This is a genomic window from Chryseobacterium oryzae, assembly GCF_022811665.1.
In the GTDB taxonomy this organism is placed as follows: Bacteria; Bacteroidota; Bacteroidia; order Flavobacteriales; family Weeksellaceae; genus Chryseobacterium; species Chryseobacterium oryzae.
The window spans coordinates 679,543-700,688 of sequence record NZ_CP094529.1; the positions used below are offsets into that span (position 1 = coordinate 679,543).

Consider the following 21,146-nt stretch of genomic DNA (forward strand, 5'->3'; position numbering starts at 1 on the left):
TAAGATTTTTATATAAAGATTAATATGGAAAATCAGGAAAACGATTTTGAATTGGCAAACGAAAATAGTGGATCACAAAATTATCCTTCGGTGGTTATGGATAAGGATGGAAACGTAGATTTAAGCCGATTAAACGAAAAAGATCTTGAAAAATATACATCGGTTGCAGCATCTATAGAAGAGGGTAATGTATCGTCTGTAGTAAATTATGGTTCTGAACTTCAAAAAACATTAGCTAATCAGAGTGACAGCTTTTTGTCGAATGTAAGAAAATCGAATTCAGGGGAAGTGGGTGAGTTGATTAATAATCTTTTGGTTGAGCTGAATTATATTGATATAGACCAGCTTCAGGGAAATAAAGTGAAAGGATTTTTAAGCAAACTTCCTTTCATGAAAAAGGTACTTACAGAAGTAGATAATCTTTTTGCAAAGTATGATAAAATAACAAATAATATCGAACAGATTTCCCATAAAGTAAAGGCAGGAATTATTATTTCTACTAAAGATAATGCTGTTTTGCAGACGGTTTTCGATAGTAATATCAATTCCATTAAAGCCATTGAAGATTTGGTAATTGCGGGGTATGTAAGAATTCAGAAAGCTGCTGAAGAATTAGCTGAAATGGAAAAGAATGCCGAGCATTATGCAGATTATCAGATTGCTGATAAAAGAGATTTTATTTCACGATTAGACCGTCGGTTAGCAGATCTAAAAGTGGTGCGTTTTATTTTATTGCAGTCGCTTCCGCAAATCCGATTGGTTCAAAATAACAATATTTCTATCGCAGAAAAGGCACAGACTATCCTCAATACAACTTTGCCGGTATGGAAAAATCAGCTTTCGTTAGCTGTTGCCATGCACAGACAACAGCAAAGTATAGAAGTTCAGCAAAAAGTTTCTTCTACCACCGAAGAAATTCTAAGAAAAAATGCAGAACGGCTTGGGGAAAATTCTAAAAATGTGGCAAAAGCTAATGAGCAAACCATTGTTTCTGCTGAAAAACTCAGAGAAACCACAGGAATGCTTATAAATACCCTAAATGAAGTGAAAGCAATTCAGAAGCAAGGTAGCGAAAGTCGAAGAAAATTAGATCAGGATCTTCAAAATCTGGAAAATGAGCTTAAATCTGTAGTGAAAGGTAAACAGTAAACAGTGGAATTCATAAGATTTCTTTTGAAGCAAAATTTACCAATATCATAAATTATAAACCGAAAATACTTACAATAGCTGTATCTTTACGGCTGTTGTTTTTTATGCAATAAATTTTTTATAGTGGATCAGCATCAGAATATTTTAGATATACACCCAGGTTTGGTATGGGGTTTTGCAGTAACGGTGGTTGTCATGTTACTTTTAGACTTGGGAGTTTTCAACAAGAAAAGTCACGAAGTTTCTTCAAAGGAAGCCACAATCTGGTCTGTGGTGTGGATTTCTCTTTCCATGATATTTTCAGGAGTAGTCTATTGGGTTTACAATTCGGACTTAGGAGCAGAAAGCCATGCGATTGCCGTAGAGAAATTTACTCAATATCAGGCTGCGTATTGGATTGAGAAAGCACTTTCTGTAGATAATCTTTTTGTCTTTATTTTGGTTTTCGGCTTTTTTAAAGTTCCCAAATACCTGCATCATAAAGTTCTTTTCTGGGGGATTATCGGAGCACTTATTTTTAGAGCAATTTTCATTTTTGCGGGAGTTGGTCTCATTAACCTCACTTATCTTCCAGAAATGGAAATTTTTGGAGAACCTGTAAAGATTAATGTCGTGATGGCGCTTTTTGGGTTGTTTTTGGTGTATGCGGGGATAAAATCCTGGGGTGGTGGCGACAAACATGAAGATGAAGATTACAGTAATACTCCCGGTGCAAAACTTATTAAAAGATTTTATAAAGTTGCAGATAAGTATGATGGAGACAAGTTTTTTACGATTCAGAATGGTGTAAAAATGGCAACGCCTTTACTGGTCGTAGTGAGTGTAATCGAATTTACAGATGTTCTTTTTGCAGTAGATTCTATCCCTGCGATTTTTGCCATTTCTAAAGATCCTTTTATATTGTATACCTCCAATATTTTTGCGATTTTGGGTTTAAGATCCTTATATTTTCTTTTGGCGAATTTTATTCACATGTTCAGCAAATTGCCTTACGGTTTGGCAATTATTCTAACTTTTATTGGGTTTAAAATGCTTATAGCTCCTTGGGTTCATATTCCGTCACCTGTTTCTTTGGGTATTGTGGCAAGTGTTTTAATAATTTCGGTTCTTGCATCAGTAATTTTTCCGGATAAAGAGCAGAAAAATTAAATTTTTATTGATATTTCAGCAGTTTATTAATCTTTTTTCTTGCCTGTAAGGAAGTTTTGTACGCTTCATTTCTCAGCTGTTGAATTTTTCCTACGGGCTGAAGTATTTCAGCACTTTCAAAAGGATTGAAAGACAGTAATTCGTTTTCGCAGCTTTTAGGGTTGAGAATCGAGTTTTTGTTGAATTTAATTACTCCTAATTTCAAATATGGAGAATTTTTCCACTCTCGATGTAGTTTGTCGATGGGTTGGTTTTTTAAATCATAACAAAACTGTACAAGAACTTCAGCTACATATTCATTAGAAACAAAAAATTTTTCGAGAGATTCTTTTACAGAAATTTCCTGCTCAAATTTTTTTGGAACTGAAACCGGACTGATTTTAATTTTAATCATTTTATCGTCAAAGCGATACGCACCTACAGAATAAAAATCTGAAGAAAGAATAAAATCTTTTCTTTTCAAAAGTAAATTCCAGCAATTTTTGAAGAAAGAGAATCTTAAAATAGCAGGAATATTACAGCCAATCTGTTTTAAGAGAGGTAAAATTCTGGTCCAGCCTTTTATCTGATAATGATTCATTGCGATAAGAATCTTCAAAAGACGAATTGGCGAATTTACGGGCAATAGTGGGAAATTAACCAATGGATAATTAGCAATGGTTTTATCTTGTTCGTTTTTTATTTTAAATGCAAATCCGTAAGCCGGAAATACATTTTTTTGATTGCTTATTTTGGGACTGGCATGAGAAAGTCTAGCTGTAACCGTATATTTTTCATCACCGAAAATTTTACGGACATTTTCATCCAAATCTTTATTAATTATCAATTCCCCTTTCAAAACAGCATAAGTTTTGGCGTGTACATTTCTGGTTGCATATTCCACATCACTTAGCAATGCAGAGTTTTCTACAAAGTCGGATATGCTTTTTTTAGCCTTTTCTAAAATTTGTATTTCATTGTAAGAAAGTTTATCATAGTTTTTGCTGTACGATAAGGGTTCACTCATTAATCAATCGGGTTTAAATTATAAAGTCATTACTGGCTTGTTCTTTCAAAATTTTTTTTCTGATATTAAAATTTCAATAATACCGACAAGTTTTCAATTGTATGTTAATATATTATTAATCATTTTTGAATATTTGATGTGTTTTGTGATGAATACATGAAAATGTGTTGATTTTTCTATTGTGTATTATACATTTAGTAATTAATTCAATAATTTTATTTTTTCTGAATGTTCATCGGTTTTATTTTAAGTTGAATACCTTATTATATCATAATTTTACATTCATACATAAATCTTATCTTTGCTAAAAAAGAAATTATGGGAGTAGCAGATATGTTATTTAAACGCAAAAAAGAACAGGCAGAAAAAAATCTGAAAGATGGAGCAGAGTACATGGTAGAATATGGTAAGAGAGAATCTGTTGTACAGTTACCAAGCGGACTGCAATATGAGATTATTACAGAAGGAGACGGCGAAAAACCCGGCCCAAAGTCGATGGTAAAATGTCATTATCACGGAACTACCATTTCGGGAAAAGTTTTCGACAGTTCTGTAAAGAGAGGAACACCGGCTTCTTTCCCGTTAAATAAAGTTATTAAAGGCTGGACTGAAGCTTTGCAACTAATGCCTGTAGGAAGTAAATGGAAGCTGATTATTCCTCCGCATCTTGCTTATGGAGATCAGCAGATTAGCAAAGAAATTGGGCCAAACAGTACATTGGTTTTTATTGTTGAGTTGTTGGATATTAAATAATCATTTTTTGAGCTATATTTAAAAAATTCAACTCTAACAGGGTTGAATTTTTTTTGTTTTTATAAAAGTTTGTATATTTATTTTCAAAGGTTTTTATGAAGAAGCTTATTTTCATTGTATCGGTTTTATGTCTGTTTCAGTCCTGTGTTTCCAAAAAAAATCAGGCTATAAAGCAGAATATTCTCACTTTAAAAGACAGTTATTGCAAAGCGCCCTTCAAATATAATTATGAAAATAAACTGCCTTCATATAGTTCAGATTCTATTCTCAATGCGAATAAGCATCTAAAATCTATTTTTACAGATCAGAGTATTTTAATTCTCAATGCTTTAGATAATCTGGATGAGGTTGATGAGATTTTAAAACTAAAAAAAGATTCTTCTTTGTATTCTCAGGTTAAGGTTTTACAGTTGAAAAGTAAAATTAACAGTAAAATTACCATTGCCCTTACAGAGTTAGATGCAGTAGCTGCAGAATTCGACTGTGAAGGTGAGCGTGTAGCACAGATTGGTAATTATGTAGATAATCTTAACCAGTCTAGAAACAACAAACTTATTTTGTATTCTATTGCGGCAGGTGCGGTAGCTTCCATTGCCGGAGGAATTGTTAAAGATGAAGGATGGAGCAGTGCAATAGATATTACCGGAGGGGCTTTGGGAGCGGGTTTCGGCTTGGCTACACTCAACCCAAAAGGCAAAAAAGTAGAATTTATACACCAAAGAAATCTGTTGCGTGACATTTGGCATGAAAAACTAGATTCACCTAACTTTCCTCCATTTATTTGGTATATGTACACTGAGAAAAGATTTTCCAATAAAGAAGATCGGTCTATCATTCAGCATATGAAGGAAAGATGGCTTCATTATCAGTTTGATGATGATAAAAATGCAGCAGATCATTCGGTTATCTTTAATGATGGTGGTTTTTATAGATATAATGACCTTCAGAATCGTGCTGCAATGCTCAATCAAATGCAGTCTGCGACTAGAACCATCAATCAGACAATCAATTATTTACTTTTAGATTTGGATAAGTTGATTTTGTAAGAGAACTTTATTCAAATTTTTTAAATAGGAATAAATTTTAAATTTAATTGTAATTATTTTTGTTACATTTAAAAATTGTAGTATATTTGCATCATGAACAATACAAGATTTGCCACCGCAATACATATTATGACTCTTCTTGCGAAAGATTCGCAGGCGTGGTTAACATCCGATTGGATTGCCGGAAGCTTGAATGTAAATCCTGTTATTGTTCGCAAGGAATTGATTAATCTTAAAAAATCTGCTCTGGTAGAAAGCCGTCAGGGAAAAGAAGGAGGGGTAAGAATTGCTAAAAATCCTGATGAAATTTATATATCTGATATTTATGAATCGGTAAAAAATTCTGAAGTTTTGGGGAAGAAAAATCAGAACCCGAATCCTCTTTGCACTATCGGAAAAGACATCAACAAAAATCTTCAAATTTTATTCTGTGAAACAGATGAATTGGTTTTTCAGTTTTTGAAAGCAAAAAAATTATCAGATTTTACGGGGCAATTTCAATAAAAATTTTTTAAATATAAATGTAACAAAATACATTACAATTAATTAAAATTATCATTATGAGCAAAAAAGTAGCAGTAATCGGAGCAACAGGCTTCGTAGGAAAGCAAGTTGTAAATGAATTATCTAACAGAGGTTATGAAGTAAATGCCATCGCAAGAGATAGTTCTAAAATTGAAACGAAAGACCATGTAACGCCCATTAGTGCAGATGTAAATAACGTGGAAGAATTGGCAGAAGTTCTTAAAGGGAATGATGCGGTTATCAGTGCATTTAATGCAGGTTGGACGAATCCGAATTTGTATAATGACTTTTTGAACGGTTCAAGAAACATTGAAAAAGCGGTTGAAGAATCTGGTGTTAAAAGATTTATTACTGTTGGAGGTGCAGGAAGTTTGTTTATAGACGGACATCAATTGGTAGATGGTGCAGATTTTCCTGCAGATATTAAACCGGGTGCAACTGCCGCGAGAGATTACATGAACGAAATTAAAAAGAATGATACACTAGACTGGACTTTCTTTTCACCCGCGATTGAAATGCACGCAGGAACTGCAGGAGTGAGAAAAGGGACTTACAGAACAGCTTTAGAAAATCCTGTTTTCGATGAGAACGGTAGAAGTGTTCTTTCTGTGGAAGATGTAGCGGTAGTTTTAGTAGATGAGTTAGAGCAAAATAATTTTGTTAAAAAACGTTTTACAGCAGGATACTAAAACTAAGTTTATTTTTGATTTAGTTAAATAAAAAGTTAGAAAAAATCGGCGACGCCAAAGGCGTCGCCGATTTTTTAATATTTTAGAATAAAGAATTTAATCAACTAAATGATTTTTTTAACGTATTACATCCCCATAAACAATTTAGGATTTACCGGAGTATTGTTTTTATGAACTTCATAATGTAAGTGAGGACCGGTAGATCTTCCCGAATTTCCTGATTTTGCAATTAATTGTCCCACCTTTATTTTATCATTTGTTTTAGCAATAAGTTGCGAAAGGTGACCATAAAGAGTTGCTAAACCATTTCCGTGAGAAATAATTACGCAGTTTCCGTATCCACTTTTCTGCCCAGAAAAAATTACTGTTCCTGCCGCAGTTGCCAAAACATCAGAACCTGATGGCAACGCAATATCTAAACCTTTGTGAAACTGCATCTGATCTGGTTCTGCAGGAGCATTGTTTTTCTCAATATTTTTCTGAGGAGAAGGGTTTTTGTTGACTGCCATTTCAGGTGTAGGATTACTTGCTTTTGGAGTTACCAATACTTTTACTTCTCTTTTATTGCCGTAGCTGTCTGTAACTTCTATAATTTTCTCATAAGGTTGGGCTTTTACTTCTGGTTTTGGTGTAGAAACGGGCGTACTTACAGTAGATTCTGGCGATTTTACAGAAGCATAAGCTGTTTTGTAAGGGATAGGATTTTTTCTGATTCCGAAATTAGAAGATATAGATCCGCCACTAGGCATTCCCAGCGGAACATAAATTAATTTCTTCTGAAGATCCATTAAATATTGGCTGTAGCGGTTAGATTGCTTGGCAAGATAAATAGAGTTGGATATACTGTCCTGATCCAAAACCATTAGCTTTTCGTTAGGAATATTCTTTGCTTTTAGAAAAGAATTCAGCTGGGTAATCGTTTTATCTACCAAACCAAGATCAGATTTTATTTTCAGATAGTCTATACTGTCTTTCTCGGTGTTTATTTTTACCAGATTTACTTCATAGTTTTTGTCATCTTTTTCCGAAAATAACTTGGTTATAATGATGCTTTGAGCAAAAACGATGGTTAACAGGCTTCCTAAGATAAAAGTTACTTTCTTTTTGCTGCTTAAAAATTTCTTCATTTTTCTTTTTTAGAATTTAATAAAGGTTTTAAGGGGGCAAATTTAATTAAAAATAATTTTTTTCGATTATTTCCAATAAAATTCAGACCTCAAATAGGTATAAACGTAATAATTTTAAAAAAATTGTATCAATAAGTTTTTTTCTCCTAAAAACTATCCCGTTGCCAAAATTTTTATATCTTATGGTTTTAATATATTTGCATTTCACATCATAATTATGGCGAAGAAGAAAAATAATTCAGACAACTCTGTGGGTAAAAATGCCAAAATAGATACTGCAGTTGGAGTTGTGGGAAGTGGAAGTTTTGCTACAGCAATTGTAAAAATGTTGGTAGAAAACTGCAAAACTGTTCATTGGTGCGTAAGAAATGAATTTGTAAAAGGAGCCATAGAACTCCGCGGTCATAATCCTACTTATCTTACGGCGGTAAATTTTAATCTGAAAAGTCTTAAGCTTACCACAGATATTAATGAACTTGTAACAGCCTGTGATATTGTGGTTTTGGCAACACCTTCCATTTATTTAGCAGATACTATGGAAAAAATGAGTTGCGATTACAGCAATAAAATTTTTGTCTCTGCCATCAAAGGGATTATTCCTAAAGTTAACGATGTGGTGGCTCATTATCTAAAAGAAGAGTTTCAGATTGGTTTTAGAAATCAGGCGGTAATTGCAGGTCCTTGTCATGCAGAAGAAGTTGCGATGGAAAGATTATCTTATCTAACATTGGCAACCGTTGAAGATGAAGTTTCGCAGAAATTGGTGGATATTTTTAATTCAGATTTCATTAAAGTTCATTCAAGTAAAGATATTTTAGGGAATGAATACAGTGCAATTCTGAAAAATATTTTTGCAATCGGAGCGGGAATTGCAAGTGGTTTGGGATATGGGGATAACTTTACAGCAGTTTTTGTTTCTAATGCTATTCGCGAAATGGAAATTTTTCTTGAAGCAATTTATGAAGCTCCAAGAGATGTTAATGAAAGTGCTTATTTGGGAGATTTACTGGTAACTGCGTATTCATTGTTTTCAAGAAATAGAAATTTAGGAAACTTAATAGGGAAGGGCTATACGGTGAAATCTGCCATTCAGTCTATGAACATGGTTGCGGAAGGTTATTATGCAGCAGACTCCATTTATAAAACAGCAAAAGATAAAGGCTTAAAACTTCCTATTATAGATACCATTTACGGAATTCTCTATGAAGGAAAAAATGCCGAAAAACAATACAAAAAATTAACAGCAAAACTCAATTAAACTTTAAAATATTGAATGTTACAGGCTGGAAAAGTTTGTCTTTAATATTGGCATGATAAAAGTCTTACTATTAATGAATCTTTTTAAAAATAATAAAATTTATCTTTAGTGAGCGAAAAATGATAATGAAATTCTATGGATAAATTTATAAGTGCTGAAGAAGCTATCTATACTGTAAAAAGTGGTAACCGTGTATTTTTTCATGGTAGTGCCTGTACTCCTAATTACCTGATTGATGAGTTGGCAAGACAATCTCACCGGTTAGAAAATGTAGAAATAGTTTCTATTACTCAACAAGGGAATGTAGAAGTGGCAAAACCTCAGTATAAAGGTAGTTTTTTTGTTAATTCTCTCTTTGTTTCCTCTCCAGTGCGTGATGCTGTAAACTCAGATAGAGGAGATTTTGTTCCTGTTTTTTTAAGTGAAATTCCTATCCTGTTCAGAAAAAATATTCTACCATTAGATGTTGCGTTAATTACGGTATCTCCGCCAGATAAACATGGTTTCTGTACTTTGGGGACTTCTGTGGACGTGGCAAGAGCAGCTGTAGATACGGCAAAAATAATTGTTGCTATAGTAAATCCTTTAATGCCGAGAACCCACGGCGATGGGATGATTCACATGAGTAGAATTCATAAAATGGTATGGCATGAAGAAGAACTTCCGACTGTAGATTACGGTGCAAAAGTTGGGGCTGAAGAAATGCAGGTGGGAAGAAATGTAGCCGAGTTAATCGAAGATAAATCTACTCTGCAAATGGGTATCGGGACAATACCGGATGCTGTTTTGAAGTGTCTTGGAAATCATAAAGATTTAGGAATTCATACAGAGATGCTGAGTGATGGAGTGGTAGATTTAATTCAGAACGATGTTATAAATAACAAATATAAAGGCTATAATGACAATAAAACGATAACCAGTTTCTGTTTTGGTACGCGAAAATTGTACGATTATGTAGATGATAATACTGTTTTCTCGTTTGATGATGTAAGTACGGTGAATTTTCCTATCAATATCATGAGAAACAAGAAAATGGTTGCCATTAATTCTGCAATTGAAATTGATCTTACCGGTCAGGTTTGTGCAGATTCTATCGGTACTATGCAGTATAGCGGAATTGGCGGACAGATGGATTTCATGCGAGGTGCGGCACTTAGTGAAGATGGTAAACCTATTATTGCCATCACTTCAAGAACTAAAAAAGGCGTTTCCAGAATTGTACCTTTCCTTAAACAGGGAGCGGGTGTTGTAACAACAAGGGGTCACATCCATTATGTGGTTACAGAATACGGAACTGCATATCTTTATGGTAAAAATCTACGCCAGAGAGCACAAGAACTCATAAGTATTGCTCATCCTGATGATCGGGAAATGTTGGAAAGAGCAGCTTATGAAAGATTTAATTCAAATTAATTCTCTGCATTAAGTGATTTGGTCATCTTTTTGTTCAGAAATTTTTATAGATAATATTTTTGAAAACAATTTATAATTCAATAAAAGAGGATATTTTAAAACATTCAAAAGTGTCTAATTCTGTATTGGGCAATTCTTTTGAATGGAAAAGAAGTCATTTTGTTATTTTATCTGAAATAATTAAAAATGAACTTGCAACTTCTCCTGTACTTAAAGATGGTAAAAAGTTTGAAGTAGGAAATACGATTTCTCATGTTACTTTACAACGTTTTTTTGAGAATGAATATCATGAAAAAACGCATAATGATCTTCGGTTTCTAAAAACTCTGGATAAAATATGCATTTTTTTGGGATTCAAAGATTTGAATTCATATATAGAAAACTATAAAAAATCTTCAACAAATTCTAATAAGTCTATTTCTAATAATATTACAGAGGATATTGTTTATCGTTATTGTGCAACAGTTTTTGAACTTTACAAAAATTTTCCGGTTCTGAAGATGGAGTTGTTTGATGATTTGGTTTTTGATAATTCTCCCTTTAAAGAGCGTGCATCACTATTTAGTAAAGAGCTTTGCGAAAGAAAATTTGAATTGACTACTAAAAATAATCGTTCCAATTATGAAGTTTTTGATATTAATGTTCTTACCGACGAGCCCGATAAAAAAATTTTAGAAGCACAGGAATTTTGGAATCTGCTCTTCAAAGTGGGCGAATCCGGGGAAGAACATTTCGTTAATCAGCTAAATACTCAGATTTATTTTATTCGTAAAATTGATAATGAATGGAAAATTTGGGATAATTATAACCCTGATGCCGGAGTGTTGAATAATAAAAAGTAAAAGCCGTAATTAATTACGGCTTTTTTAGATTTAAAATAATTTCTCTTCATCACCTATCTTCTTTTACAAATGTATTATTTTAAATCTACTAATATTAAACTTAAAATAACTTAAATAAACTTTTAATTTTTTTGTTTATTTCGTAAATGCATATCCTGTTTTTCTATATTATTTATTATTTGCAGGAATTTTGTAATTTGCAATCATAATAAAAGTAAAAATAGAAAATATGTCAACACTCACATTTGCCGAGAAAATTGCTCAGGCAGAAAATTTTTTGCCAATCAACGGAACAGATTATATCGAATTTTACGTGGGAAATGCAAAGCAGGCTGCACATTTTTATAAAACAGCATTCGGATTTCAGTCTTTAGCGTATGCTGGTCCGGAAACCGGTGTTAGAGATCGTGCTTCATATGTACTTCAGCAGGGAAAAATCAAATTGATTCTTACTACAGGCTTAAAATCTGAATCTCCCATTAATGAGCATGTAAAAAAACACGGAGATGGAGTGAAAATTTTAGCACTTTGGGTGGATGATGCTTATTCAGCATTTGAAGAAACTACAAAACGAGGGGCTAAATCTTATTTGGAGCCGGTTACTTTAAAAGATGAACACGGTGAAGTAAGAATGTCCGGAATCTATACTTACGGCGAAACTGTTCACATGTTTATCGAAAGAAAAAATTACAGCGGAACTTTTATGCCTGGTTACGAAAAGTGGGAAAGCGATTACAATCCTGAAGAGACAGGTTTACTTTATGTAGATCATTGTGTAGGAAATGTAGGTTGGGACAGAATGATTCCTACCGTAGAATGGTACGAAAAAGTAATGGGATTTGTAAATATTCTTTCTTTCGACGACAAACAGATTAATACAGAATATTCTGCTTTGATGTCTAAAGTGATGTCTAATGGGAATGGATATGCAAAATTTCCTATCAACGAACCCGCTGAAGGTAAGAAAAAATCTCAGGTAGAAGAATATCTGGATTTCTATGAAGGAGAAGGAGTTCAGCATATTGCAGTAGCAACTAAAGACATTATACATACTGTTACAGAACTGAAAAAAAGAGGAGTAGAATTCCTTTCTGCACCTCCGGAAGCTTACTATGACATGGTTCCGGAAAGAGTTGGGCATATAGATGAAGATTTAAAAAAGTTACAGGATCTTGGTATATTAATTGATCATGATGAGGAAGGATATCTCCTTCAGATTTTTACAAAACCTGTAGAAGACCGTCCTACATTGTTTTTTGAAATTATCGAAAGACATGGAGCTCAGAGTTTCGGGGCAGGAAATTTTAAGGCATTATTTGAAGCTTTAGAAAGAGAGCAGGAAAAAAGAGGGAATCTTTAAAATTAATTTATAATACAAAGTTTTGTCAGGATTAAAAAGTCTTGGCAAAACTTTTTTTAATACCACAATAATGAAAAAACTTTTTATCGTGATGCTTTTTTGGGTAAGCATTACTTCTTTTGCTCAAAATTACAGTGCTATTAACGATATTCTCACTTTGCTTGAAGAAAAAAGAGGAATTAATCAAAATCTTGAAAATCTAAGTGTAGACAATAAAAAATTTGTACTGATAAAAGATTTTCCGGATCATACCGAAAGAAGTTTTATCATTATAAAAGGTAAAGATGCAACGTATGTTGAAATGTTTGATGACAAATCTAACAACGAAACCACTTCTAATGTTTTCAGTGGAGATGTTCTCAGAAAAAAGAATATTGTTTCTTTAAGAGCAGATAAATTAGAAGGAAAGAAAATTCCTATTCCTGTTACCAAAACACTTCTTCTTACGAAGCAAAAAGAAATTCTTTATCTTATAGATATCAACTCCCGCGAACGTTGGATTGACGAAAAAGCGTATTCAAAAAAATAAAAAACAGATTCAGTTTTTAAGAATCTAAAACTTTAAAAATTATGAAATCATTTGTAGAATATTCATCAAAATCAGACTTCTCTATCCATAATATCCCATTCGGTGTTGCCGTTTTCAACAAAGAATTTATTGCATGCTGTACCAGAATCGGCGATCAGGTAATCGACCTTGCAACATTGTACGACTTGGGGTATTTTGAAGAAATAGATGGCTTAGACGATAATATTTTCGAAGCCTATACTCTCAACGAATTTATTGAATTGGGTAAACCGGTTACTAATTTGGTCCGCCTTAAATTACAGGAATTACTGTGCGAAGGCTCAACACTTTCTAAAGATGAAAAAACAATTGAAGAAGCTTTCTATAACCTCGATGAGGTAAAAATGATGATGCCTGTTCATATTCCGAATTACACAGATTTTTACAGCAGTATAGAACACGCTACCAATGTCGGGAAAATGTTCAGAGACCCAGCAAATGCTTTGCTTCCCAACTGGAAACATCTTCCAGTAGGTTATCATGGTAGAGCATCTTCAATAGTAGTTTCAGGGACTGAAATAAACCGCCCTAAAGGTCAGATGAAACCTGCAGACGCAGATAAACCAGTATTTGGAGTGTGTAAACAGCTGGATTTTGAGTTGGAAATGGCATTCATCATCAATAAAAATACAGAAATGGGCGAAAGTATCTCTACTAAAGAGGCAGAAGATGCCATTTTCGGAATGGTTATTTTCAACGATTGGTCTGCAAGAGATATTCAATCTTGGGAATATGTTCCGTTAGGGCCGTTTTTAGCGAAAAATTTCGGTTCGTCTGTTTCTCCTTGGGTGGTAACTCTGGAGGCTTTAGAACCATTCAGAACTGCTTCGCCTACGCAAGATCCGGAAGTTTTAGATTATTTAAAATTTGAAGGAGATAAAAATTATGATATTAATCTTGAAGTGTATCTGCAACCTGAAAATGGTGAACATAATTTAATTTCTGAAAGCAATTATAAATTCATGTACTGGAATATGACTCAGCAATTGGCTCATCATACCGTAAATGGCTGTAATCTTGAGGTTGGAGATATGTATGCTAGTGGAACTATTTCTGGAAGCGATCCAAAATCTTTCGGATCTATGCTGGAATTAACCTGGAGAGGACAAAATCCTATCCAGTTAACAAATGGAGAAGAAAGAAAATTTATTAATGATAACGATACGGTAACCATGAAAGCTTGGGCAGAAAAAGACGGAGTAAGAGTTGGTTTCGGAGAAGTTTCAGGAAAAATTATTCCTACTAAATAAAGGTAATACCATCTTAGGATTTATTATAATCCTAAAAAATTTTTTTTTAAAATTGATTAATGATAGAATTAATATCAGCATGAAAACTATTATTCCATCCGAAATTACTCCCGTACAATTACAGACTGTTATGCAGACAGCAGTTTCTCCGCGTCCTATTGCTTTGGCTTCTACCATAGACAAGGAAGGAAATCCTAATCTGTCTCCGTTCAGTTTTTTTAATATGTTTAGTACGGTTCCTCCGGTTTTAATTTTTTCACCTTCCAGAAGAGTTCGAGATAATACGACAAAACATACTTTAGAAAATGTGCTGGAAACTTCGGAAGTAGTTATTGGGACGGTAAATTTTCCTATTGTTCAGCAGATTTCATTGGCGTCTACAGAGTATGGTGATGGTGTTAATGAGTTTATTAAATCTGGACTTACCATGAAAGATGCAGATTTGGTGAAGCCCAAACTAATTGAAGAATCTCCAGTAAATTTTGAATGTAAGGTTTTAGAAGTTAAATCTTTGGGAAATTCAGGCGGAGCCGGCAATTTGGTGATTTGCGAAGTTGTTAAAATCCATATTAGAGAAGAATATTTGGATGAAAATGGTAATCTCAGTCAGGCAAAATTAGATATGGTTGCAAGATTGGGAGGAAACTGGTATTCAAAAAACAATAAAGCTAATCTTTTTGAAGTTCCCAAACCTTTGGTTACAAAAGGAATAGGATTCGATTTGCTTCCTAATTCTGTAAAATACAGTAAGGTTTTTACAGGAAATGATTTGGGAATGTTAGCAAATGTGGAAGAACTTCCATTTGGAGAATTTCATGAAGATGAAAATATACACCGTTCCGCTCAAGAGCTTCTTATTCAAAATAATGTTGAAGAAGCCTGGAAAATTTTAATGAAATAATCTTTTATACAGGAAATAATACAATAAATGGCTTGAGAGAATCAAGCCATTTTTATTTCGTCATAATTTCTGAAGCCGTTCAGGAAATCTTTAACATTCATTCTTTTTTTACCTTCAAGCTGTAATTCTAAAGGATAAAAAATGCCGTCGTTTGTGTAAATTTTGAATTCATTCTTAGAAATTTCAAGGCTTCCTGCATTTTTACTATGATTTAAAATTTCATATTTTCCTCCGAAAATTTTCAAGCCTTTTTCTTCTTCTTCAGCAATATGTATGGTTGTAAAAGCGGCAGGGTAGGGAGACATTCCCAAAATAAACTGGTGAATTTCCTTGGAATTTTTTTTCCAGTCTATTTTTGTATCATCCTTAAAAATTTTAAAGGCATTTTTAGGAAATTCTACTTGGGGTTGAGGTTTTTCTTCAATAGAATTTTCTGCCAATCCGTCTAATGTTTTTACTACAAGATCGGCTCCCACAGACATCAGTCTGTCGTGCAGACTTCCGGCATTTTCATCAGGTGAAATCTCCAGCTCTTCCTGAAGTAGAATATTACCTTCATCTATTTTTTCATTAATGAAAAATGTTGTAACACCTGTTTTTTTCTCGCCATTAATAACGGCATAATTAATAGGAGCAGCACCTCTGTAATCGGGAAGTAAAGAGGCATGAAGATTAAAAGTTCCCATTTTAGGCATTTCAAACAAAACTTTTGGCATCATTCGGAATGCTACAACCACAAATACATCTGCATTTAAGTTACGAAGCTCATCAAGAAATTCAGGATTTCGAAGTTTTTCTGGCTGAAAAACCGGAATATCATTTTCTACGGCAAAAATTTTCACGGGAGACTGATTGATTTTCTGCCCTCTTCCGCTTGCTTTATCTGCTACGGTTACTACACCCACCACTTTATGATGAGATTGATGAATGGCTTTTAATGAATTTTTTGCAAACTCTGGAGTTCCTAAAAATACAACTTTCAGTGATTTCATGCTGCAAAGATAAAAATCTTGATTTACAGTGGGAAATTCTATGATGCGAATTTCTGCGAATCGTTGATAAATAAATTAAGTTAAAGAATAAGTTCTGAAATTCAGCATTTTTACTTTTCCAGAATCTAAAAGATAAATAAGGTGTTCTAATATTTTTTCTTTTGCCTGAAATTGAAGCTGAACAGAAATTTCTTCAATAGTAGATGCTTTTTTACTTAAAACTTTTACAATATCGTCAGAAATATCTTTACCGAATAGTGTTCGTTTATTTTTCTCACAAACAGTACATTGTCCGCAGTTTTTTGTATTTTTTTCTCCAAAATAAGATAAAATAAGCTTCATTTTGCAATATTGGCTGTCTTCTACAAAAAATTTCATCTCTTCCCATTTTTGTATCTTATTTTTTTGGATGTGTTCAAAAAGTTTCCAATAAATTCCGCTATTGGCTCTTTCGTCCCTCGGTTTTAGAAATTTTACGCTCGCCAATGCACCATCAATATATTCAAGATAGTTTTTATGCTGCATTTCCTTTAATCTTTCTTTAAGTAAAGGAATACTTACTCCAATTTTATTGCTCACATTCTGCTCGCTGAACATCACTTTATGGGTAGTTATGCCAGAAATGGAGCGTAAAAGTAATTCAATAAAATAAGCATCTTTTGCAGGGAGCTGATCTATTTCATCTGCATTCATCAGAAGTTCTACAGAGGAAAGACTTTTGTTGTTATTGTAAAAAATAATTTCCTGTGTATGAAGAAAATTCAAAACATTTTTAATTTTTGCTGTAGAAAGTTTTGTGAAATTCTGTATTCCTGAAGTGTTGAGCTGAAATACCTTTTCCGGAAGTTCAAATTCAGCAACTTGAAATTTAGAATATAAATAGCTTATAATTTTTAAAAATTCTGCTTTGTTGGGAATCTGATTTTTTAAAATCTGATCGAAATTGCTTATTTCCTGCTTATTCCAAAGCATAAAAGCAAAACTTTTTTTTCCGTCTCTTCCTGCTCTTCCAATTTCCTGATAGTAGTTCTCTATAGATTGTGAGGGCGAAAAATGAATGACAAAGCGGACATTATCTTTATCAATCCCCATTCCGAATGCATTGGTGGAAATTAAAATATTTTTATCGCTATTGTTCCAGAAGTTTTGTTTTTCGTGTTTTTCTTTTGTTGTAAGACCGGCATGATAGAAATCTACATTCTGCATCTTATTACGATGAAGGTATTCTGTAAGCAATTCTGCTTCTTTTCTCGTTCTCACGTATATAATTCCGGATTCTTTGGCATACTGCAGAATATGGAAAACTTTGAGGTATTTGTCTGATATTTCTTCAGAGAAAATTTTAATGTTATCTCTTCTAAAGCTTTTCTGGAAAACAATTGGTTTTTGGAGATCCAGTTTATTTTTTATCTCTTCCAAAACTTTTGCCGTTGCCGTTGCCGTTAAGGCTAAACAAGGAATTTCAGGATTGTTTTTTCTGAAATCTTTGATGTTTTGATAGCTTGGTCTGAAATCTTGCCCCCATTCTGAAATACAATGTGCTTCATCTACTGCAATAAATGAAAGTTCTATTTCAGCAATATTTTGTAAAAACTGTTTATTGGTAATTCTTTCCGGAGAAATGTACAGTAGTTTAGTTAGTCCGTCTTTGCATCGGTTATAGATTACTTCAGCATCAAATTCATCTAATTCTGAGCTAAGATATTCAGCTTCAATTCCTCTAAATTTTAACTGGTTTACCTGATCTTTCATTAATGCAAGTAAGGGCGAGATAACTAGGCAGGTTCCCTGCTGTAAAAGTGCAGGTAACTGATAGCAGAGAGATTTTCCCGCTCCGGTTGGCAATAAGACTAAAGTGTCTTTTCTCTGAATGATTGAATCTATAATTTGTTCCTGACTTTCACGAAAATAATCGTAACCCCAAAAGTGTTTTAGGGTTTTATTTTTTAGTTCATTAAAATCCTGAGAAGAAATCATAAGGTAAATGTAAGAAAAGTATTTAAACAAAAAAAGCCACGCATTACGTGACTTTTATATGAATAAAATAATTTTAAAATTATTTAGCTTCGAAATAAACCCTTCTATTTGCTCTGTTTTTCCATTCAGGGCATTTAGTTGCTGGATCACATTCTGGGTATTTCAGGTCTTTTTTACCTCTACCTACAGCATTTAATTTGGATGCGTTTACTCCGTTGCTGATTAAGTAATTTTTAACACTGTTCGCTCTTCTTTCAGAAAGTTTCTGGTTGTACTCTTCAGATGCTCTTGTATCTGTTGCACCGATAACTGTATAAGAACCGTTAGATGAATTAATGTAATTTACAGCATTATTAAGAATAGGAGTATTGTTTGGTAAAATTCGGTCAGAATTCAAATCAAATTCAATTCCTTCAAGATTCATTTCATTAACAACAACTGGTCCTGTAGCTGGCGGTGCAGTAGTAGTAAGTGGACATCCTTGGTTTTCTACCGGTCCTGGAACTGTTACACATTTGTCGTAAAGGTCTATTACACCATCTAAATCTGTATCCAGAGCAACCCCTGCACCATCTACTCTTGCACCAGCAGGAGTATCAAGCTGTCTGTCCCAATCATCGCAAACTCCGTCGTTATCAGCATCTCCTTTTTTACAAACTTCGATATCCTGATTTTTATTAGCTAACACATCAATTTTGTAATATAATTCTTGAAGAGGATCATGCCACATTAAATGAGATTCGTGTTTTCCCAATTTTAAAGACATACCAACTGTTGCATTGATAAAATTATCAGAAGTTTGTTCTTCACGCTGATTAATTGCGCTATACTGTGCACCTCCACCATCAAATTCATCATCACCCGTATAAACATACATTACTCTAGTTTCCAGATCAATTCTTCTGTTAACTTTAAATTTAAGACCTGCACCCGCCTGAGCAAACATAGAACCAAATTTAAAAGGTTTTACTTCAGTCATCAGTCTTTGTCCGTTAGCATCTTTCTGATAAGCTCTGTAAGCCAATGTTCCTACACCTGCATAACCGTGAATCGCCCATCTGTTAGTCGACTTATTATCAACCCTTCTTAAAAGATTTGAAAAGTTAATATCTCCCAATAAAGATATTGCATCATATTGTGTTCTTGCTCCAACTAAGCTTAAATCTGCAGGAGCAGCATCTTTTGTATTAAACCAACCTTGTCTTGTTTCTCCTCTGTCATATTGTAAATTGATGCCGAAAGCATGAGTAATTGCCTTATCAATACTTACAAAAGCAGAATATCCGAATAAATTCTTTCCGTTACCATTTTTAATAGACGTTAAATCTGCAGATTGCATCAATGGTACTCCCACACCAGCAGAGATCGACCAATCGTTGAATCTTTTAGATTTTTGCGTAAATGGTGAAACATTTGCAGAACCTGAAGAAAATGTATTAGGATATTGATCGGAAGATGTTGTATCTTTTAAGTCTTGTGCAAAGCCTACTGTAGGAACAGCTAATGCTAATGCAACTATTGCTAAACTTAATTTCATAGTGTATTTATTTAGTTATATTAATTGGTTTTAGGTGGATGTATTATTTAATAGGACATCCATTATTTTCTGGAGAACCAGGAACTGTTACACATTTGTCGTAAAGATCTATAACTCCGTCAAGATCCATATCAAGAGCAACCCCTGCACCATCTACTCTTGCTCCTGCAGGAGTATCGAGCTGTCTGTCCCAATCATCACAAACTCCATCATTATCTTTATCGCCTGATTCGCAAACAACAAACTCTTGTGTTGTATTTTCTAAAACGTTTGTTTTGTAATAAGCTTCCTGTAAAGGATCATGCCAAGCAAGGTGAGAAGCATGCTTGCCTAATTTAAAAGATACTCCTAAATTTACTGTTAACATGTTATCGGATCTTTTATCGTTAATCATGTTATATTTAGAATTGGAACTTTTTGGATCGTAATCATGAGGACCGGCATATCCGCCGCCATCAAATTCATCATCACCGCTTATAATATACATTGCTCTAGCTTCTATATCTATAAGTTTAGAAACTTTATATTTTAAACCTGCTCCCAGTTGATAATAAAGTGAATTAATATCTAAATTTTGATTTATAAATAGCGGAACCCTTTTAGGATTGCTACTCCATCTGAATTCATCATTATCATGTAACGAAGTATTAAAATTTTGAAATCCAAATCCTCCATAAGCATGAACTGCCCATCTGTAAGGAGAGTGATTGTCTACTCTTCTTAATAGGTTTGAAAGATTGATGTCTCCTATTAGCGCAATTTGGTTATATTTGGTTTTGGCAACACCTACACCTGCCAATTGCCCACGAAGACCATCCTGCATTCCTTTTTGGTTGGTTTCTCCTCTTTGATATACTATGCTAACTCCGAAAGTATGAGATATTTGTTTATCAATACTTACATAAGTGTTATATCCCCAGTTGATCTTTTTATCATAAAAGGATGTAAGATCCGCATTGGTCATAAAGGCACCTCCACCACCTATAGAAATAGCCCAATCATTAAATTTTCTTGCCTTATTATCAAATCTTTTAATATCTGCTGATCCTGAAGAAAAGGTATTAGGGAACTCATTAGTAGAATTTACGGCAATACTGTCCTGCGCATATGTTGCAATAGGCAAAATGGCCAATAATAATAAACCTAATTTCATACAATATGTTTTATTTGTTGTTTTTAAATAATATCTTTTAATAGAATTTTAGAAAATTCTCGTTCATTAAGATGTTTGGAATGAGGGATTGTTAATCTTTCTGATGAGAATTTCAATTCATTAAACTTCACTATATCAATGTCAATAATCCTGTCAGTGTAAACTTTTGAAATTGTTGAGTCATTTATTCTACCCATGGTAACTTCAATTCTTTTCACATAATCAAGCAGTTGAACAGGTGATAAGTGAGTCTGTATTATCGTTGCAATATTACAAAAAATATTAGAACTGGCAAACTCTACGGGCTCTGATAATAGATATTCACTTTTTCTTAAAATAGTACATTTCTGTTCTAATGCTTCAAGGGCTTTATCTATATTATATTTTGTATCCCCAATATTACTTCCGAGTAACAAAACCACTGTATGTTGCGACATATTGAAAAATGATT

Annotated in this window: 20 protein-coding genes; 13 read left to right on the top strand and 7 right to left on the bottom strand. The window is 33.5% G+C overall.

Translation table 11 applies throughout. From position 1 onward, the window contains the following. The first annotated feature begins 24 nt into the window (after positions 1–24). Both MTP08_RS03135 and MTP08_RS03140 read left to right on the top strand, forming a co-directional pair. The gene (locus MTP08_RS03135; protein WP_394803745.1) at positions 25–1,149 is read left to right on the top strand and encodes a toxic anion resistance protein; all 1,125 of its coding nucleotides are present in this window, start codon (positions 25–27) and stop codon (positions 1,147–1,149) included. Between the two features lie 195 nt (positions 1,150–1,344). Continuing rightward, positions 1,345–2,298, top strand: coding sequence for a TerC family protein (locus MTP08_RS03140; protein ID WP_243577718.1), 954 nt, complete (start codon positions 1,345–1,347; stop codon positions 2,296–2,298). A gap of 4 nt (positions 2,299–2,302) precedes the next feature. On the opposite strand, the gene MTP08_RS03145 is transcribed toward MTP08_RS03140, so the two are convergent. Further along, positions 2,303–3,304: a catalase family protein gene (locus MTP08_RS03145; protein WP_243577013.1), complete on the bottom strand. Its 1,002-nt coding sequence runs from the start codon at positions 3,302–3,304 to the stop codon at positions 2,303–2,305. A 318-nt stretch (positions 3,305–3,622) separates the two neighbouring features. Here MTP08_RS03145 and MTP08_RS03150 point away from each other — a divergent pair, with 318 nt between their 5' ends. The 4 genes from MTP08_RS03150 (at position 3,623) to MTP08_RS03165 (ending at position 6,317) form a co-directional block, all read left to right on the top strand. After that, positions 3,623–4,057 (top strand): FKBP-type peptidyl-prolyl cis-trans isomerase, encoded by a 435-nt coding sequence (locus MTP08_RS03150; RefSeq protein WP_243577014.1) that lies wholly within the window; start codon positions 3,623–3,625, stop codon positions 4,055–4,057. A 95-nt stretch (positions 4,058–4,152) separates the two neighbouring features. Next, positions 4,153–5,103, top strand: a complete 951-nt coding sequence (locus MTP08_RS03155) for a hypothetical protein (protein ID WP_243577015.1) — start codon at positions 4,153–4,155, stop codon at positions 5,101–5,103. A 93-nt stretch (positions 5,104–5,196) separates the two neighbouring features. Next, complete coding sequence (locus MTP08_RS03160; RefSeq protein ID WP_209388871.1) at positions 5,197–5,607, top strand: Rrf2 family transcriptional regulator; 411 nt, start codon at positions 5,197–5,199, stop codon at positions 5,605–5,607. A 56-nt stretch (positions 5,608–5,663) separates the two neighbouring features. Continuing rightward, a complete protein-coding gene (locus MTP08_RS03165) occupies positions 5,664–6,317 on the top strand; it encodes an NAD(P)-dependent oxidoreductase (RefSeq protein WP_243577016.1) in 654 nt (217 codons plus the stop codon). A gap of 125 nt (positions 6,318–6,442) precedes the next feature. On the opposite strand, the gene MTP08_RS03170 is transcribed toward MTP08_RS03165, so the two are convergent. Then, positions 6,443–7,444 carry a M23 family metallopeptidase gene (locus tag MTP08_RS03170; protein WP_243577017.1) on the bottom strand — a complete coding sequence of 334 codons (1,002 nt, stop codon included), beginning with the start codon at positions 7,442–7,444 and terminating at the stop codon, positions 6,443–6,445. Positions 7,445–7,661: 217 nt separating this feature from the next. Between MTP08_RS03170 and MTP08_RS03175 the strand changes: the two genes are divergently transcribed. The 7 genes from MTP08_RS03175 to MTP08_RS03205 all read left to right on the top strand — a co-directional run bounded on the left by MTP08_RS03175 (position 7,662) and on the right by MTP08_RS03205 (position 15,036). Next, positions 7,662–8,702 carry an NAD(P)H-dependent glycerol-3-phosphate dehydrogenase gene (locus tag MTP08_RS03175; protein ID WP_243577018.1) on the top strand — a complete coding sequence of 347 codons (1,041 nt, stop codon included), beginning with the start codon at positions 7,662–7,664 and terminating at the stop codon, positions 8,700–8,702. Positions 8,703–8,837: 135 nt separating this feature from the next. Continuing rightward, positions 8,838–10,115 (top strand): acetyl-CoA hydrolase/transferase family protein, encoded by a 1,278-nt coding sequence (locus tag MTP08_RS03180; protein WP_243577019.1) that lies wholly within the window; start codon positions 8,838–8,840, stop codon positions 10,113–10,115. A gap of 110 nt (positions 10,116–10,225) precedes the next feature. Continuing rightward, positions 10,226–10,957 carry a hypothetical protein gene (locus MTP08_RS03185; RefSeq protein WP_243577020.1) on the top strand — a complete coding sequence of 244 codons (732 nt, stop codon included), beginning with the start codon at positions 10,226–10,228 and terminating at the stop codon, positions 10,955–10,957. Positions 10,958–11,186: 229 nt separating this feature from the next. Continuing rightward, the gene (hppD, locus tag MTP08_RS03190) at positions 11,187–12,317 is read left to right on the top strand and encodes a 4-hydroxyphenylpyruvate dioxygenase (protein WP_243577021.1); all 1,131 of its coding nucleotides are present in this window, start codon (positions 11,187–11,189) and stop codon (positions 12,315–12,317) included. Positions 12,318–12,387: 70 nt separating this feature from the next. After that, positions 12,388–12,846, top strand: a complete 459-nt coding sequence (locus tag MTP08_RS03195; RefSeq protein ID WP_243577022.1) for a hypothetical protein — start codon at positions 12,388–12,390, stop codon at positions 12,844–12,846. Between the two features lie 41 nt (positions 12,847–12,887). Beyond that, positions 12,888–14,135, top strand: coding sequence for a fumarylacetoacetase (fahA, locus tag MTP08_RS03200; protein WP_243577023.1), 1,248 nt, complete (start codon positions 12,888–12,890; stop codon positions 14,133–14,135). 79 nt (positions 14,136–14,214) lie between these two features. Further along, a complete protein-coding gene (locus MTP08_RS03205; RefSeq protein ID WP_243577024.1) occupies positions 14,215–15,036 on the top strand; it encodes a flavin reductase family protein in 822 nt (273 codons plus the stop codon). Positions 15,037–15,077: 41 nt separating this feature from the next. Here the strand turns inward: MTP08_RS03205 and fmt are convergent, their stop codons facing one another. From fmt to folK, 5 genes are all read right to left on the bottom strand, one after another. Next, positions 15,078–16,028 (bottom strand): methionyl-tRNA formyltransferase, encoded by a 951-nt coding sequence (gene fmt / locus MTP08_RS03210; protein WP_243577025.1) that lies wholly within the window; start codon positions 16,026–16,028, stop codon positions 15,078–15,080. A gap of 75 nt (positions 16,029–16,103) precedes the next feature. Then, a complete protein-coding gene (locus MTP08_RS03215) occupies positions 16,104–18,005 on the bottom strand; it encodes a RecQ family ATP-dependent DNA helicase (protein WP_243577026.1) in 1,902 nt (633 codons plus the stop codon). 79 nt (positions 18,006–18,084) lie between these two features. Then, complete coding sequence (locus MTP08_RS03220; protein WP_243577027.1) at positions 18,085–19,542, bottom strand: OmpA family protein; 1,458 nt, start codon at positions 19,540–19,542, stop codon at positions 18,085–18,087. 43 nt (positions 19,543–19,585) lie between these two features. Further along, positions 19,586–20,695 (bottom strand): OmpA family protein, encoded by a 1,110-nt coding sequence (locus MTP08_RS03225; protein ID WP_243577028.1) that lies wholly within the window; start codon positions 20,693–20,695, stop codon positions 19,586–19,588. A gap of 23 nt (positions 20,696–20,718) precedes the next feature. Beyond that, the gene (gene folK / locus MTP08_RS03230) at positions 20,719–21,132 is read right to left on the bottom strand and encodes a 2-amino-4-hydroxy-6-hydroxymethyldihydropteridine diphosphokinase (RefSeq protein WP_243577029.1); all 414 of its coding nucleotides are present in this window, start codon (positions 21,130–21,132) and stop codon (positions 20,719–20,721) included. Between the last annotated feature and the right edge of the window lie 14 nt (positions 21,133–21,146).

Coding starts and splice junctions, on each gene's coding strand:
- fmt (WP_243577025.1), bottom strand. CDS start 16,028: ATGAAATCACTGAAAGTTGTATTTTTAGGAACTCCAGAGTTTGCAAAA.
- MTP08_RS03160 (WP_209388871.1), top strand. CDS start 5,197: ATGAACAATACAAGATTTGCCACCGCAATACATATTATGACTCTTCTT.
- MTP08_RS03155 (WP_243577015.1), top strand. CDS start 4,153: ATGAAGAAGCTTATTTTCATTGTATCGGTTTTATGTCTGTTTCAGTCC.
- hppD (WP_243577021.1), top strand. CDS start 11,187: ATGTCAACACTCACATTTGCCGAGAAAATTGCTCAGGCAGAAAATTTT.
- MTP08_RS03215 (WP_243577026.1), bottom strand. CDS start 18,005: ATGATTTCTTCTCAGGATTTTAATGAACTAAAAAATAAAACCCTAAAA.
- fahA (WP_243577023.1), top strand. CDS start 12,888: ATGAAATCATTTGTAGAATATTCATCAAAATCAGACTTCTCTATCCAT.
- MTP08_RS03225 (WP_243577028.1), bottom strand. CDS start 20,695: ATGAAATTAGGTTTATTATTATTGGCCATTTTGCCTATTGCAACATAT.
- MTP08_RS03195 (WP_243577022.1), top strand. CDS start 12,388: ATGAAAAAACTTTTTATCGTGATGCTTTTTTGGGTAAGCATTACTTCT.
- folK (WP_243577029.1), bottom strand. CDS start 21,132: ATGTCGCAACATACAGTGGTTTTGTTACTCGGAAGTAATATTGGGGAT.
- MTP08_RS03205 (WP_243577024.1), top strand. CDS start 14,215: ATGAAAACTATTATTCCATCCGAAATTACTCCCGTACAATTACAGACT.
- MTP08_RS03165 (WP_243577016.1), top strand. CDS start 5,664: ATGAGCAAAAAAGTAGCAGTAATCGGAGCAACAGGCTTCGTAGGAAAG.
- MTP08_RS03145 (WP_243577013.1), bottom strand. CDS start 3,304: ATGAGTGAACCCTTATCGTACAGCAAAAACTATGATAAACTTTCTTAC.
- MTP08_RS03140 (WP_243577718.1), top strand. CDS start 1,345: ATGTTACTTTTAGACTTGGGAGTTTTCAACAAGAAAAGTCACGAAGTT.
- MTP08_RS03135 (WP_394803745.1), top strand. CDS start 25: ATGGAAAATCAGGAAAACGATTTTGAATTGGCAAACGAAAATAGTGGA.
- MTP08_RS03170 (WP_243577017.1), bottom strand. CDS start 7,444: ATGAAGAAATTTTTAAGCAGCAAAAAGAAAGTAACTTTTATCTTAGGA.
- MTP08_RS03150 (WP_243577014.1), top strand. CDS start 3,623: ATGGGAGTAGCAGATATGTTATTTAAACGCAAAAAAGAACAGGCAGAA.
- MTP08_RS03220 (WP_243577027.1), bottom strand. CDS start 19,542: ATGAAATTAAGTTTAGCAATAGTTGCATTAGCATTAGCTGTTCCTACA.
- MTP08_RS03175 (WP_243577018.1), top strand. CDS start 7,662: ATGGCGAAGAAGAAAAATAATTCAGACAACTCTGTGGGTAAAAATGCC.
- MTP08_RS03180 (WP_243577019.1), top strand. CDS start 8,838: ATGGATAAATTTATAAGTGCTGAAGAAGCTATCTATACTGTAAAAAGT.